11 protein-coding genes are annotated in these 14,059 nt (G+C 62.2%); 6 read left to right on the top strand and 5 right to left on the bottom strand.

The features are described from left to right. Positions 1–291 precede the first annotated feature (291 nt). From hydA to C4S68_RS13035, 5 genes are all read left to right on the top strand, one after another. Positions 292–1,704, top strand: coding sequence for a dihydropyrimidinase (gene hydA / locus C4S68_RS13015; protein ID WP_103933513.1), 1,413 nt, complete (start codon positions 292–294; stop codon positions 1,702–1,704). Continuing rightward, positions 1,701–3,218 carry an NCS1 family nucleobase:cation symporter-1 gene (locus C4S68_RS13020; RefSeq protein ID WP_235011576.1) on the top strand — a complete coding sequence of 506 codons (1,518 nt, stop codon included), beginning with the start codon at positions 1,701–1,703 and terminating at the stop codon, positions 3,216–3,218. Before hydA ends, C4S68_RS13020 begins: the two co-directional genes overlap by 4 nt. Positions 3,219–3,234: 16 nt before the next feature. Beyond that, a complete protein-coding gene (locus C4S68_RS13025; protein ID WP_103933514.1) occupies positions 3,235–4,605 on the top strand; it encodes an aminotransferase family protein in 1,371 nt (456 codons plus the stop codon). Positions 4,606–4,843: 238 nt separating this feature from the next. Further along, complete coding sequence (gene gpmI, locus C4S68_RS13030; protein ID WP_103933515.1) at positions 4,844–6,460, top strand: 2,3-bisphosphoglycerate-independent phosphoglycerate mutase; 1,617 nt, start codon at positions 4,844–4,846, stop codon at positions 6,458–6,460. A gap of 80 nt (positions 6,461–6,540) precedes the next feature. Beyond that, positions 6,541–7,404 (top strand): sugar phosphate isomerase/epimerase family protein, encoded by an 864-nt coding sequence (locus C4S68_RS13035; RefSeq protein ID WP_103933516.1) that lies wholly within the window; start codon positions 6,541–6,543, stop codon positions 7,402–7,404. 366 nt (positions 7,405–7,770) lie between these two features. Here the strand turns inward: C4S68_RS13035 and C4S68_RS13040 are convergent, their stop codons facing one another. The 5 genes from C4S68_RS13040 to dnaX are packed head-to-tail and all read right to left on the bottom strand — an operon-like array spanning position 7,771 to position 12,580. Next, the gene (locus C4S68_RS13040) at positions 7,771–8,784 is read right to left on the bottom strand and encodes a metallophosphoesterase (protein WP_103933517.1); all 1,014 of its coding nucleotides are present in this window, start codon (positions 8,782–8,784) and stop codon (positions 7,771–7,773) included. Between the two features lie 57 nt (positions 8,785–8,841). After that, on the bottom strand, positions 8,842–9,402 hold the full coding sequence (locus C4S68_RS13045; RefSeq protein ID WP_103933518.1) for a hypothetical protein: 561 nt from the start codon (positions 9,400–9,402) through the stop codon (positions 8,842–8,844). 28 nt (positions 9,403–9,430) lie between these two features. Beyond that, the gene (gene recR, locus C4S68_RS13050) at positions 9,431–10,066 is read right to left on the bottom strand and encodes a recombination mediator RecR (protein ID WP_103933519.1); all 636 of its coding nucleotides are present in this window, start codon (positions 10,064–10,066) and stop codon (positions 9,431–9,433) included. 17 nt (positions 10,067–10,083) lie between these two features. Further along, positions 10,084–10,395, bottom strand: a complete 312-nt coding sequence (locus C4S68_RS13055) for a YbaB/EbfC family nucleoid-associated protein (protein WP_103933520.1) — start codon at positions 10,393–10,395, stop codon at positions 10,084–10,086. A gap of 4 nt (positions 10,396–10,399) precedes the next feature. Next, a complete protein-coding gene (gene dnaX, locus C4S68_RS13060) occupies positions 10,400–12,580 on the bottom strand; it encodes a DNA polymerase III subunit gamma/tau (protein WP_103933521.1) in 2,181 nt (726 codons plus the stop codon). A gap of 532 nt (positions 12,581–13,112) precedes the next feature. Here dnaX and C4S68_RS13070 point away from each other — a divergent pair. Next, on the top strand, positions 13,113–14,057 hold the full coding sequence (locus C4S68_RS13070; RefSeq protein WP_160115140.1) for a DUF1684 domain-containing protein: 945 nt from the start codon (positions 13,113–13,115) through the stop codon (positions 14,055–14,057). Positions 14,058–14,059 lie beyond the last annotated feature (2 nt).

A 14,059-nucleotide genomic window follows, 5' to 3' on the forward strand; every position in this document is an offset into this window, starting at 1 on the left:
TTTGGACGAGAATTGGGCGTTGGGTTCCGCGTCCGGTGTGGGCTGCTGTTCTGGCCATATCCTTCACGGCCTTGTGCGGATGGGGCTATCTTCACTTTAGCCCTGCGTTCACAATTCTGGGAGCTCCTGGAGTTCTGGCGTATCTCGCGATCAGTCAGACGGATTCAGAGGACGGAGTAGCTAAGCTGATGCTGGAGGCGCTGTATGTCCTCGTGAATAGCCTCTTCTACTATTTTGTCATCCGCTTTATTCAAAGGCGGCTACTTCGAAAAGCGCTGCGATAGGACGGACATGGGAACTCTGATCAAGAACGGAACGGTTGTTAATGCAGATGGCTCGGCGAAGCTGGATGTGCTCATCGACGGCGAGAAGATCGCTGCAGTCGGCCTGGGGCTGAGCGAAGACGGGCATGAGGTCGTTGATGCGACCGGACTGCTGGTGATGCCGGGTGGCATCGATGTGCATACGCATCTCGATATGCCGTTTGGTGGTACGACCTCGGCCGATGACTACACGAGCGGCACGCAGGCTGCGGCCATTGGCGGGACGACGACCGTCATTGATTTTGCACTGCAGAACCAAGCGAGCACGCTGAAGGATGCGCTTGCGACGTGGCTGAAGAAGTCCGATGGCAAGGCGTGCGTGGACTTCTCGCTGCACATGGCGGTGACGAATCTGCATGGCAAAGATGGTGAAGAGACGTTGGCAGAGATGGAGGAGATGGTGCGGTTCGGCATCACCAGCTTCAAGCTCTTCATGGCGTATCCGAACGTGCTGATGATCAATGACGAGCTGATGTTTCGCGTGATGCAGAAGGCCGCGGCGCTGAACTCGCTGTGCCTGATTCACGCCGAGAATGGGAGTGCGATCGATGTGGTGGTCTCCCAGATGATCGCGGAGGGCAAGACGGAGCCGCACTATCACGCGCTCTCGCGCTCACCGAAGGCGGAGGCCGAGGCGACGCACCGCTCGATTGCACTGGCTGATATGGCCGGTGCTGCGGTGTATATCGTGCATCTCTCGAACGAAGATGCGTTGGCCGCCTTCAAGTTCATGCAGGGCCGTGGCGCAAAGTGTCTGGCAGAGACGTGCATTCAGTACCTCGTGCTTTCGATCGAGGACCAGATGCCGGGTAGGAGCTGGGACGAAGCGAAGTTTGTCTTCACTCCGCCACTGCGGGAGAAGCGCAACCAGGCTCCGCTGTGGGAAGCACTTGCCGATAACACGCTTGCGGTCGTCTCCACCGATCATTGCCCGTTCACGATGGAGCAGAAGGCGCTGGGCAAGGGGGACTTTCGCAAGATACCGAATGGTGGCCCAGGGATCGAGAACCGCTTGCAGATCCTGTGGCACTTCGGCGTGAACACCGGTCGCATCACTCCGGAGAAGTTTGTCGAGTTGGCTGCGACGGCTCCTGCGAAGATCTTTGGCATGGAGGCGCACAAGGGAGTGATTCGTGTTGGTGTGGACGGCGACATTCTGTTGTGGGACCCGAAGGCGGAGTACACGATCAGTGCGAAGACGCAGCGCATGGCGACCGATTACTCGATGTTTGAAGGCTGGACGGTGAAGGGGAATGCGGCGAAGGTCTTCTCGCGCGGGGAGCTTGTGGTGGATAACACGACGCGGCCCGGTGAGTTTCTTGGAGCAACAGGCCGAGGCCGGTTTGTGAGGCGCGAAGCGAATGCCGGAGGATTTGCTTGATCTCTTACGACTCGGTACTTACTTCCGATCCCGGCGCACCGCACCGAAGTGAAGGCGCGGCGGTGGCGCCGGACGCGCGCTTGTACAACGCGGACCTTGCGCCGACCGAGAAGTCGCAGCGAACGTGGACGACGTATAACTACATCGCGCTGTGGTTTTCGATGTCGATGGAGGTGACGACGTACATGCTGGCGGCGAGTTTGATCGCTGGCGGCATGAACTGGAAGCAGGCAGTGTTTACGATCCTGCTTGGCAACCTGATCGTGCTGGTCCCGATGTTGCTGAACGCGCATGCGGGCGCGAAGTACGGCATACCGTTTCCCGTGTTTGTGCGCGCGAGCTTTGGTCCACTGGGCGCGAATGTGCCGGCGCTGCTGCGTGCGGTTGTGGCGTGCGGTTGGTTCGGGATTCAGTCGTGGATCGGCGGCACCGCGATCGCGCAGATGGTGAATGTGCTTGCACCGTCTACCGTTGGGCAGCCTTGGGTGGTGTGGCTGTGCTTCCTGGGCTTCTGGCTGTTGAACATGCTGGTGGTGTGGAACGGCGTCGAGTCGATCCGATTCCTACAGAGTTACTCCGTGCCAGTGATGTTTGTGCTCTCGGCGTTGCTGCTGTTCTTCATGCTGCGGAAGGCTGGAGGGTTCGGACCGATGCTGGCGGCACCGGATCACTTTGCCACGAGCGGCGCGTTCTGGAAGTTCTTCTTTCCTTCGCTGACGGCGATGGTGGGGTACTGGGCGACGTTGTCGCTGAATATCCCTGACTTCACGCGCTACGCGAAGAACCAGGAGGCGCAGATCGTCGGACAGGCATTCGGGCTGCCTGTTGCGATGGTGACGTACTCATTTCTTGGCATCGCTGTGACGTCCGCTTCGACGGTCGTGTTTGGACGCCCGATCTGGAGTCCCGTTGAGCTGTTGGGCATGTTCCATCAGCCGCTGCTTGCGTTTGTCGGGCTGATCGCTTTGCTCATTGCGACGCTGAACGTGAACATCGGGGCCAACGTGGTGGGGCCGTCGAATGACTTCTCCAACCTCGCGCCGAAGTACATCAGCTTCCGCACGGGAGGCCTGATTACGGGCTTTCTCGGGCTGCTGATGTGTCCCTGGTACTGGCTATCCACGTTCGGGAACTACATCTTTGGCTGGCTGGTGGGTTACTCGGGATTACTTGGGCCAGTGGCCGGTATCATGGTCGCAGATTACTTCCTGATTCGTCGTACGAAGCTGGATACGTACTCGTTGTATCGACGCGGTGGGCCCTACGAATACAGCCAAGGGATCAATCCACGCGCGATGATCGCGCTGGTGATCGGAGTCCTGGTGATCTTCGGGGGCCTGCTTCTGAAACATCTGGGAATGGACCCAACGGTTGGCGGGCAGCGCCTGCTTCCAACGCTGCTAGCTTTCTACGACTACGCCTGGTTTATCGGCTTCTTTCTCTCCGGAGCCATCTATCTTTTGCTTATGTGGGGACGACGCGAGACGATCGCCCCTGCTCCCGTCACCGAATAACGAAAGGCATGCAGTTATGAGTTCCACCGACACGACGACCCCATCTGAGACCAAGCTGACCTCTGCCGAGGTGGTGCAGATCACGAAGGATACGAACTATGGTACCTGGCGGTACCAGAAGGGCTGGAACCCGCTCCACATCGTTGATGCGGAGGGTTGCTACATCACGGATGGCAACGGGAAGAAGTACCTCGACTTCTCGTCGCAGCTGATGTGCATGAACCTCGGCCACAAGAATCCTGCGGTGATCGCGTCGATTGCGAAGCAGGCCGAGGAGCTTGCGTATGCGATGCCGGGGTATGCGACGACGACGCGTGCGGAGCTTTCGAAGCTGCTGCTCGAGGTGCTGCCGAAGGGGCTGAACAAGTTCTTCTTCACCACCAGCGGTACGGATGCGAACGAGGCGGCCTTCAAGATCGCGCGCATGTACACGGGCAAGACGAAGATCATCGCGCGCTATCGCTCGTACCATGGCTCGACTTCGGGATCGATTGCGGCGACGGGCGATCCGCGCCGGTGGGCGATGGAGCCTCGCGGCAAGGGGCCGGGCATCATCTTCGCGCCGGAGGTGAACTGCTACAAGTGCCCGATCAAGCACACGTATCCGACGTGCGGTATCGCCTGCGTGGACTACCTCGAGCACATGATCCGCAACGAGAGCGATGTGGCTGCGGTGATCGTGGAGCCTATCGTCGGCACGAATGGCATCCTTGTGCCTCCGTCCGAGTACATGCCGCGGCTGCGCAAGATCTGCGATGAGTATGGCGTGCTGATGATTGCCGACGAGGTGATGGCCGGTTGGGGACGTTGCGGCACCTGGTTCGCGATGGACCTGTGGGGCGTGACGCCGGACATCCTGACGACCGCGAAGGGCATTACCTCGGCCTATGTGCCGCTGGGCCTTTGCGCCACGACGGAGAAGATCGGCGACTTCTTCCAGGATCACTACTTCTCGCATGGGCACACGTATGAAGCGCATCCGATGACGCTGGCGCCTGCGGTGGCGACGATCAAGGAGATGCAGCGGCTAGGGCTGGTGGAGCGTGCAAAGGAGCTGGAGCCGTTCGTCGAGGAAAAGCTGCAGGCGCTGAAGGCGAAGCACAGGTCGATTGGCGATGTGCGCGGCAAGGGCCTGTTCTGGGCGGTGGATCTGGTGAAGAACCGCGAGACCAAGGAGCCGTTCAACACGTATGTCGACAAGGTCAGCGGCAAGCCGCTGGTCGTCGACCAGATCGCGGGCAAGTTGGCGGCGGATGGGGTGATGATCCAGGCGTGGGTGTCGCACATTGTGATCGCGCCACCGTTGATTGTGACGAAGGAAGAGCTCGAGAAGGGGATTGATGCGCTTGACCGGCATTTGAGCATCGCGGATGAGCTGTGTGTGTGAGGCAGCGGGGGTTGCCCGTTAGCGGCGCTTCGCGCGGGTAGCGGCTTCGCCGTTGGCGCTTCGCGTTAGCCGGTGACCCGGCTTGGTGATGCATAAACAAAAAGTGCAGCGAATGGGCGCGGCCGCACAGGCTGCGCCCATTCGCTTAACATGGGAAGAGTGACCTCGATCACGCGAGCCGTTCCACGCACAGACGGAAGCTAGAGGCAGGCACTTCAAAGACAGGGAAGACAAACGAATGGCGAAGAACGGTCCGGTGATTCTGACCATCCTTGACGGATGGGGCTATCGTGCGGAGACGCGCGGCAATGCAATCGCGCTGGCGCGCAAGCCTACGTATGACCGGTTGCTGGCCGAGTATCCGAATACGCTGATTCGCGCCAGCGAGCACTTCGTCGGTCTCCCGGACGGACAGATGGGCAACTCCGAGGTGGGGCATCTGAACCTGGGCGCGGGGCGCATTGTGCGGATGGATATGACGCGCATCGACAGCGCGATCATGACGGGCGAGTTCTTTGAAGATGCGACGCTGCTGAAGGCGATCCATCGGGCGGGTGAGGATAACCATTCACTGCACCTGGTGGGGCTGGTCAGCGATGGTGGTGTGCACTCGCATCAGCGGCATCTGTATGCGTTGTTGAAGCTGGCCGCGATGCACAAGATCGAGCGTGTGTATGTGCATGCGTTCATGGATGGCCGGGATACGATGCCGACCTCCGGACTGGGGTACCTGGAGGAGTTGCAGCAGAAGTTTGCGGAGATTGGCGTAGGCAAGCTCGCGAGTGTGAGCGGTCGCTACTACGCGATGGATCGCGATCTGAAGTGGGACCGCGAGAAGAAGGCCTTCCGCGCAATGGTGACGGGTGATCCGGAAGGTGGTCGCTATGTGGATGCGCTGGCGCGGGTGCGTGAGTCGTATCACAATGGCGTCAACGATGAGTTCATCGAGCCGTTTGTCTGTGTGGATGAGGCTGGCCAGCCGGTGGGGTTGATTCAGGACAATGATGCGGTGATCTGCTTCAACTATCGCGCGGATCGTGTGCGGCAGATTTCGCGAGTGCTGGCGCGGCGTTCGGGGATTACGCCCTCTGGTGGCATGGAACTGCCAAAGGCGGAGGAGTTGAACGCCGAGATTCCAATGCATACCGTGCCTGAGAATCTTGCGTACATCACGATGACGCAGTATGACCCCAAGTACAAGCTGCCGATGGTGATTCCGCCAGAGAGCATGGACAACCTGCTGGCGAACGTGATGGCGAAGTATGAGCTTCGCAATCTGCGCGTAGCCGAGACGGAGAAGTACGCGCATGTGACGTATTTCTTCAACGGCGGCATTGAGAAGCCGTTTCCGGGCGAGGACCGCGAGCTGGTGCAGTCGAAGAAAGTGGCCACTTATGATCTTGCGCCGGAGATGTCGGCGGAGGGCATTGGCGATATCGTGGTGCGGTCGATTACGGACACCGCGTTCGACATCATCATCGTGAACTTTGCGAATGCGGACATGGTCGGCCACTCGGGCATGATTGAGCCGACGGTGAAGGCGGTGGAGGCTGTGGATGCGCAGCTTGGTCGCATCTACCAGGCGGTGAAGCAGCATGGCGCCAACTGGATCATCACGGCCGACCATGGCAATGCGGAGCTGCTGATCGATCCGGTAACTGGTGGACCGCACACGGCGCATACGACGAACCCTGTACCGTTCATCCTAGTGACGGACCAAGGTAAGAAGATTGGCGTGCGCAATGATGGATCACTGCGGGATATCTCGCCGACGATTCTTGGGCTGTGCGATCTGGAGCTTCCGAAGGAGATGACCGGGGGCGATATGCGCGTGGTGCCGGGCGCGGCTGTCTGACTAATAAGAAACTCGAAGCTGACGCGGCCACCACTCTCCAAGTAGAGTGGTGGCCGTGGCTTTTTTCAGGGGAGAGATCGATGAAGCAGAGCGGGATTTCACGGCGTGAGTTTGCGGGGATGTTAGGTGGAGCAGCGGCTGCTGTGGCGACGCGCAGCGCGTGGGCCGAAGGAGCGCGGCTTACCTATGGCGTGCAGATGTTTGAGCTGCGGGAGATGGCGAAGACGGATCTTCCGAAGGTCTTTCGCACCATTCGTGATGCGGGCTTCGAGCAGGTGGAGCTGTATCCGATTGCGTATCGCGTGCCGGCGAAGGAGCTGCGGGCGATGGTGAAGGACGCCGGGCTGGAGTGCGTCTCCGGGCACTTTGACTACGATGGCCTGGAGGGCAAGGTTGCGTATGCGAAGGAACTCGGGCTGGGCTACATGGTGTGCCCGATGTTGCCCAAGGCGCAGCAGACGAACCTTACGGGATTTCGGGCAGCGGCGGAACTCTTCAACAAGGTGGGCAAGTTGGCGCAGCAGCAGGAGATGCAGTTCGCTTTCCATAACCATTGTTACGAGTTCGCTCCGATGGATGGCACCACAGGCTTTGCGACGCTGATGAAGGACACGGATCCGGGGCTGGTGAAGCTGGAGGTGGATTGCTACTGGCTGACGCAGGCGGGGCAGGATCCGGTCACTTTCCTTAAAGCCCATGCCGACCGGGCTGTGCTGCTGCACATGAAGGATCGGGTTGCGGGAGCGCCGACGGGGTATGACATGGACTCCGGCGGCGAGCACATGGCGGAGTTGGGGAAGGGGGCGATCGCGTGGCCGGCGATTCTGGCTGAGGGGCGAAGCCTGGGGATCCAATATGCGTTTGTGGACCAGGACTTTACGAGGATGCCGATTCCGGAGAGCCTGAAGGGCGCGCGGGCTTACCTGCGTGGCATTCGGTACTAGAGCGCGGCGAGCTACAGAAGGGGCTTTTCACACGGCGCGGACGGTGCTACGCTCTCGATCCAAAGTCGGAGGGCTGACGCGATGGATCGTGAAATCCCTATTTGTCCTGCATGTAATCATGCGATGTGCCAGGACGCTAACTGCACGCGGGCGCAGTTGGTGTTGCCTGATGGCCGGTGCTTCAACTGCGGCAACATCGAGTGCGTGATGTTTGTGCTGCCGCCTTGCGCGGATCATCGCAAGGCCGTGCCGTGGGTGTTGTGATCTGTCCCCTCAGGGGCTAAAGCCCCTTTATAGGCGAGGCGGGAAGGCGGGGCTGAAGCCCCGCCCTGACAAAGCTGTGTGTGGCTGCTTCGGCCTTTACCATTAGAGGATTGTGATCTTGCCGCCAGCGGACTTCGAGAAGGCGTGGACGACGGCGCCGGTTTCATCGATGTGGCGGAAGGTGAGGGCGTCGGGCGTGGCTTCGAGATGGGTGAAGCCGTGGACCTTCATGGCGTAGGGGCCCCGCTGGTGCTCATCGATCTTGATGTCGTAGAGGTCCGCGCCGCCGGCACCGGAGCAGACGAAGCTGGTCGGGTGGTCGGCGAATTCGAGGTGCTGCAGGTCGTGGTCGTGGCCGGCGAGGTAGGCGGAGACCTTGTGCTGGCGGATCATCGGCTCCCAGTCGGCGATGAGGCGGGCGTGGTCGCCGTGCGGGCCGTTGGAGTAGATGGGGTGGTGCCCGAGGACGATGGTGAAGGGCGCGGTGGTGGGCCTGGCCAGCTCGGCCGCGAGCCACTGGGTCTGCTCGTGCCAGTCGTCTTCGCTGAGCGTGAAGTTGACCTTGTCGGTGGGCTTAATGGCGTGCGGCGCGTTCGTGTCGGTAGCGATGACGTGCAGCAGGGGCTTGTGATCCGGCGTAGCGACGTCGAAGGTGTACCAGCGTGCGGGCATGGTCCAGCGGGACTTGCCGGTTTTCGCATACTCGAGCTCGGCGTGCAGCTTGTTCACCGTCGCCGGCATGTGCTGATAGTCGTGGTTGCCAGCGATGGTGTAGGCCGGGCCAGGGAAGGCCGAGGCGGGATAGAGCTTCTCAAACTGGGTGTTCCAGCGCTGCGAGGCCGCGCCGCCGTCGAGGTCGCCGTACCAGGTGTCGCCGAGCATGAAGAGACTCTGCGGCTTGAGCGCGTTCCTCTGCGCGTAGCTGACCATGGAGGCCGCAACCTGCTGCTGGCCGCGTGTCATGTCCTCCGCGCCCCAATCGCCGATCATGAGGATGTGCTGCGCCCTGGGATCGACGGGCTGGGCCAGTGCGCGCGAAAGAGAACCGGTGGCGGCAGCGGCGCTGAAGGCGAAGGTCTGGCGGAGGAATTGGCGGCGGGTGGTCTGCGACGACATGCCGACAGGGTATCGCGTCGGTATGAAGATTGTGAAAAACCGAGAGAAGCGGCAGCCTCAGCGCATGCTGTTGAGAATCGCTCGGACCTCTCTCACCTGTTGCGGTCCCGCCATGGTGCTGACGATCAAGCTGGAGTCGGGGATCTGGCATGTTAGAGATTCGCCCAATCCTCCAATGTCATCCCGCAGGCAGAGATAGGTCAGATGCTGCCCGTGAATGTCCTCGCGCACTTGGCTCCATGGATGGCGAGCTCGAAGGCGGATGCCATCTAGAACGGCCGTCTGGCGTTGCGCGATCTCCTGCGCACTCTTGACTTGTCCCTTCGTGTCGAGACCAATATGCAGAATCATTCCATCGTGGAAGAGAGGTCTTGGCCCCACGATCTCGAGTTCCGTGCTCCGGTCGTCCTGCTCAGGACTCATCATGAGTGGAAGGTCGAGTTGGTGCCCCGCGAAGCTGACAGTCTTGCCGTGACGCGCATGCCACCAGAGCGGGCGGACGTAATCGGGCCCGATTAGCCAAGTTATCCCGACGATCATTAGCGTGGCGCAGACGATAACGAAGAGCGCTAGAAGGCGAAGAAGCCTCTTGATGAGGGGGCGCGGTGTGCTCGGCATGGTGGGATGCAGCGAGTGTACCGCAGCGCTAGAGGACGCGGCGATTTTCGAGGGCGCGGGTCATGGTGACCTCGTCGGCGTACTCGATGTCCGAGCCTGCAGGCACTCCGGTGGCGATGCGCGTGATGCGGACGGTGGGGACGCGTTTGTGGGCCTCATCGGCGATGTAGCGGGCGGTGGCTTCGCCTTCGACGGTGGGGGACGTGGCAAGGATCAGTTCCGCTGCGGGCTGGGAGTCGTCGCTCGCGCTCGCGACAAGTGCGGTGAGCCGTGGCCACAGGTTCCCGAGCCTGAGCTGGTCCGGGCCGATGCCGTTGACCGGTGAGAGGGTGCCGTGGAGCACGTGGTAGACGCCGTTGTAGCTGCGGGTCTTCTCGATGGCCGCGATGTTGGTGGGCTCTTCGAGCACGCAGATGAGGCGCTGGTCGCGGGTGGGTGAGGTGCAGTAGCTGCAGGGATCGACGTCGGTGATGTTGTTGCAGACGGAGCAGAGGTGCAGTGCGGCCTTGAGGGCACGGATGGCGTCGGACAGCGCCTCGGCATCGGTATCCGCCGAGCGCAGGATGTGAAACGCGTAGCGCTGCGCAGTCTTGGTGCCCACGCCGGGAAGCTTGCGAAGCTCTTCGATGAGGCGCGTGAGCGGAGGAGCGAAGCGTGTGGTCATCTTTGCGGGGCAGCTCTCTACAGGCCGGGAAGGCCCAGGTCGGTGAGCATGTTGTGGCTCGCAGCTTCGGTGGCTTCGCCGACCTTGCGGCCTGCCGCGTTGATTGCAGCGACGATGAGGTCTTCGAGCATGGTGATGTCGCTGCCGGCGGCCGCCAGCGCCGAGGGCGCGAGTGTGAGCTTGAGAACCTGCTTGTGACCGTTCATGCGAACCTGCGCCAGGCCGCCGCCGGACTCGGCTTCGACGACGATCTTGTCCAGCGACGCGAGCATCTCATCGCGCTTCGACATCGCAGAGCTGAAGAGACTGCCAAGCTGACTCATGTCCATGGGATTAGTCCTTGCGGAGATCGTCGACGCGGATGATCTCCGCCGAGAAGAGCTCTCGCGCCTTCTGCACAATGGGATGCTTTGCGGCGAGATCTTCGACGCTGCCTGCCGCTGCGGCGCGGGCCTTCTTGGGCTTCCCGGCAGCGGCGGGGGTTCCGGGCAGCAGCTTGAACTTCAGCGCAGCGTGCCCCTGCTCGCGCATGGCCGACTTCAACAGCTTGTCGGCTTCGGCATTGAACAGCAGCGGAAGCATGGCCTTGGAGACGCCTGTCTGGATCTCGACGGTATCGCCGTTGAGGGTGAAGGTGGCGTCCTCGATCTGATGCGAGGCGGACTCCTGCCCCTTGCCCGCCGCGAGCGCGGCACCCATGGCATGTTGTAGCGCCTCGAGGTCGATGCCCCCTGTCGAGGCTGCGGGAGCGGCGGTGATGGGTTCCGCTTCGATTGCCGTTGCGACGATGGGCTCGGCCACGATTGCGGTTGCAGAGAACGGCGATGCCGCTACGGGGCTTGCAGCGAAGGAGGGTGCGGCTATCGGAGCTGCAACGATTGGCGTGGCCGCCATGGTCTCAACCGGGGCTGACGCGGAAGGGATGGGCGGCGCGAATGTTGGCGAGGGTGTTTCAAGAGGCGTGACTGCGGCTGGCGCGACAACGGCCGCACGTGCGGGCTCCGGCGGTGCGGGAGGCGTGGCGACAAGATGAGGGCGCGAGGACGGAGAGTCGTTTGCGACGGGATCCTGTTTCCCGGCCAGCGCGAGCGAGCCTGCGGTCGAGGTTCCGGCGATGGGCGAGCTGGATGCAGCGGCGGATGCCGATGGCACCTTGCGCGAGCGGTCGCTATCGAAGGGTGAAGGAGCAGCGGAGCGTGCGGGTGTCGAAGAGGCTGACGCTGTAGGCGCAGACGGTCGTGGAGCTGCGCTCACGGCGGCTGTGACTGCGGAGCTCGCGGCACGGCCTGTGGACGGCGTTGGTGTGACGCCCGACGGGGCAGGCGCGCCGAGTTGAGCGAGCAGGTCTTCGACCGGGATGAGGCGCTGGACGTGGACCATCTTCAGCAGGCCGAGCTCGAGGTGGAAGCGTTGTTCCTGGCGGAAGCCCAGCTCGTCAAAGGTGCGGAGCATGATGCCGAGGAAGCGCGAGAGGTCTTCTTCGCTGAACAGGGAGGCGGAGCGGGCGCAGCGGGAGCGCTCTTCGCTGGATATCTGCAGCAGGTCGGCGGCGGCGCCGGTGACTTCGGCTCCGGGCGTGAGGCCGGTGATCTTGGCGACGACGCAGTTGCGCAGGAAGCGCACGAACTGGCGGGCGATCTGCGAGGCGCCGTTGCCGGCGTCGAGCAGGCGGGCGACGATGGCGATGACGTCGGCAGAGCTGTTGTCGCGGATGGCCTCGAGGACCTGCTCGTAGACGACGTTGGAGACCGAGCCCATGAGCTCGCGGACCTGCTCGACCTCTAGGACGGGGCGGCCGTCGTGCATGGGGGCCGAGGCGATGGCCTGGTCCATGATGGAGAGCGCGTCACGCATAGACCCGTCGCCGGCTTCGGCGAGGAGGGCGAGCGTGGCGTCGGAGGCGTCGATGTTCTCGGCGGTGGAGATGCCGCGGAGCTGGCCGACGATGTCGTCGAGCTTGACGGCGTGAAAGCTGAAGTGCTGGCAGCGCGAGCGGATGGTCTGCGGGATGTTCTCCGGCTCGGTGGTGGCCATCATGAAGACGATGTGGTCGGGTGGTTCCTCGAGGGTCTTGAGGAGCGCGTTGAAGGCGGCATCGGTGATCTGGTGCGCCTCGTCGAGGATGATGATCTTGAAGCGGTCGCGCGAGGGCTGGTAGCGGGCGGCGTCGCGCAGCTCGCGGATCTCGTCGATGCCACGGTTTGTGGCGGCGTCGATCTCGATGACGTCGACGGCGTTGCCCTGGCGGATCTCGAGGCAGCTCTCGCAGGCGAGGCAGGGCTCGGGCGTGGGGCGGATGGTGCTGCCGATTTCGTTGCGGCAGTTAAGCGCGGAGGCGAGGATGCGCGCGATGGTCGTCTTGCCGATGCCGCGATGGCCGGAGAAGATGTAGCCGTGCGCGATGCGGTTCTGCGAGAGCGCATTGAGGAGCGTGCGCGTGACGTGGTCCTGACCGACGACGTCGGAGAAGCGCAGCGGGCGATATTTGCGAGCGAGAACCTGATATCCAGCCATCGACAAGGTTCATTCTAGCGCCCGGACGCGTGGAGAAGAGGCGTGGGGTACCCCCCTCCCCCCATTTGGGTCAAAGTCTTCGAAGTAGGGACTTTAACGGGGGACATCCTCAGGCGGGGATCGGATTTCGACTCGCGGGACGGCATTCTTAAAATCAAAAGCCCGGCGTGGGCCGGGCTGGTCTTCATCTGTCTTTATCGTATACGCGGTGTCAAGAGCCATGGAGTCCATGGAGGCGTGGAGCACTGCGCTCTGTTGGCGGAACGGCGCTCTTTGGAGAGCAAAGGCGGCGGAAATTGTATGGAGACGCGGAGGCGGAAGGTAGGCGCGTGGTTATACTGGCGGCATGAACCTCCGCGCGATGGGTGTTTGTTGTCAGAGCTGGCAAGCGTGCCACAGCTCTCGACGACCTGCGCGATGTTAGCGATGTAAGACCAGGTTTTGAGGAGAACGGCCCGCTTCAGGGAGAACTTGAAGCGGGCCGTTTTGTCGTTGGGATGATCTTTCAAGAGGCGCAGGCAGGGAGATGACGATGATTTCAGGGAACAGGGTGCGACGAGGGCTCGGGATGCGGGTGGCGGCGCTGGCCGCAGTGCTCGCGGTGGCGGGGAGTTCGGCCAGTGCTGCCGGACCGGATGACAAGGCGAGCTACAACGCCTCGCAGGAGCAGTGGCGCGCCAATCGCGCGAAGTCGCTGCAGGCGCCGGAGGGTTGGTTATCGCTGGTGGGGTTGGAATGGCTGAAGGCGGGGAGCAACGCGGTGGGCTCGGCACCGGAGAGCACGGCACATCTGCCCGCCGGCGCCCCTGCTCACCTGGCCGTGATTGAGCAGACCGAGAAGGTCCCGGGCGCTTCGCTGAAGATCGATGCGCCGAAGGGCGGCTTCCCAGCGGGGTTCACGATCGACGGCAAGCCGGCCGTTGCGGGGCCGCTATCGCTGGACTCGAAGCTGCAGTTCGGCAGCTTTGTGGTGACGATCATTCCGCGCGGCGAGCTGCTGGGGCTGCGCATCAAGGATGCGAATGCGCCCGAGCGGGTGAACTTCCGCGGACTGAACTGGTACGCTCCCAACGTGGCGTATCGCGTGCAGGCGAAGTGGATTCCGTATCAGCGTGCGCACGAGGTGGCGATTGCCACGGTGATTGGGACGACGCTGCATGAGAAGGTCCCCGGGGCAGCGGAGTTTCAGCTGAATGGCAAGACGCTGCGGCTGGAACCGGTCGTGGAAGGGAAGAAGCTGTTCTTCATCCTGCGCGACCTGACCAGCCGCACGACGACGTATGGAGCCTCGCGGTTCCTCTACACCGACTTCCCAACGCAGGGCCTGGACAAGGCGGGAGCGGTGACGCTGGACTTCAACCAGTTGCAGAATCCGCCGTGCGCGTACACGAACTTTGCGACTTGCCCACTGCCTCCGCAGCAGAACAAGCTGCAGGTGGCGATTCCGGTGGGAGAGAAGCGTTTCCACGACGAGTAAGA

The sequence above is a fragment of the Bryocella elongata genome (assembly GCF_900108185.1).
GTDB lineage: Bacteria > Acidobacteriota > Terriglobia > Terriglobales > Acidobacteriaceae > Granulicella > Granulicella elongata.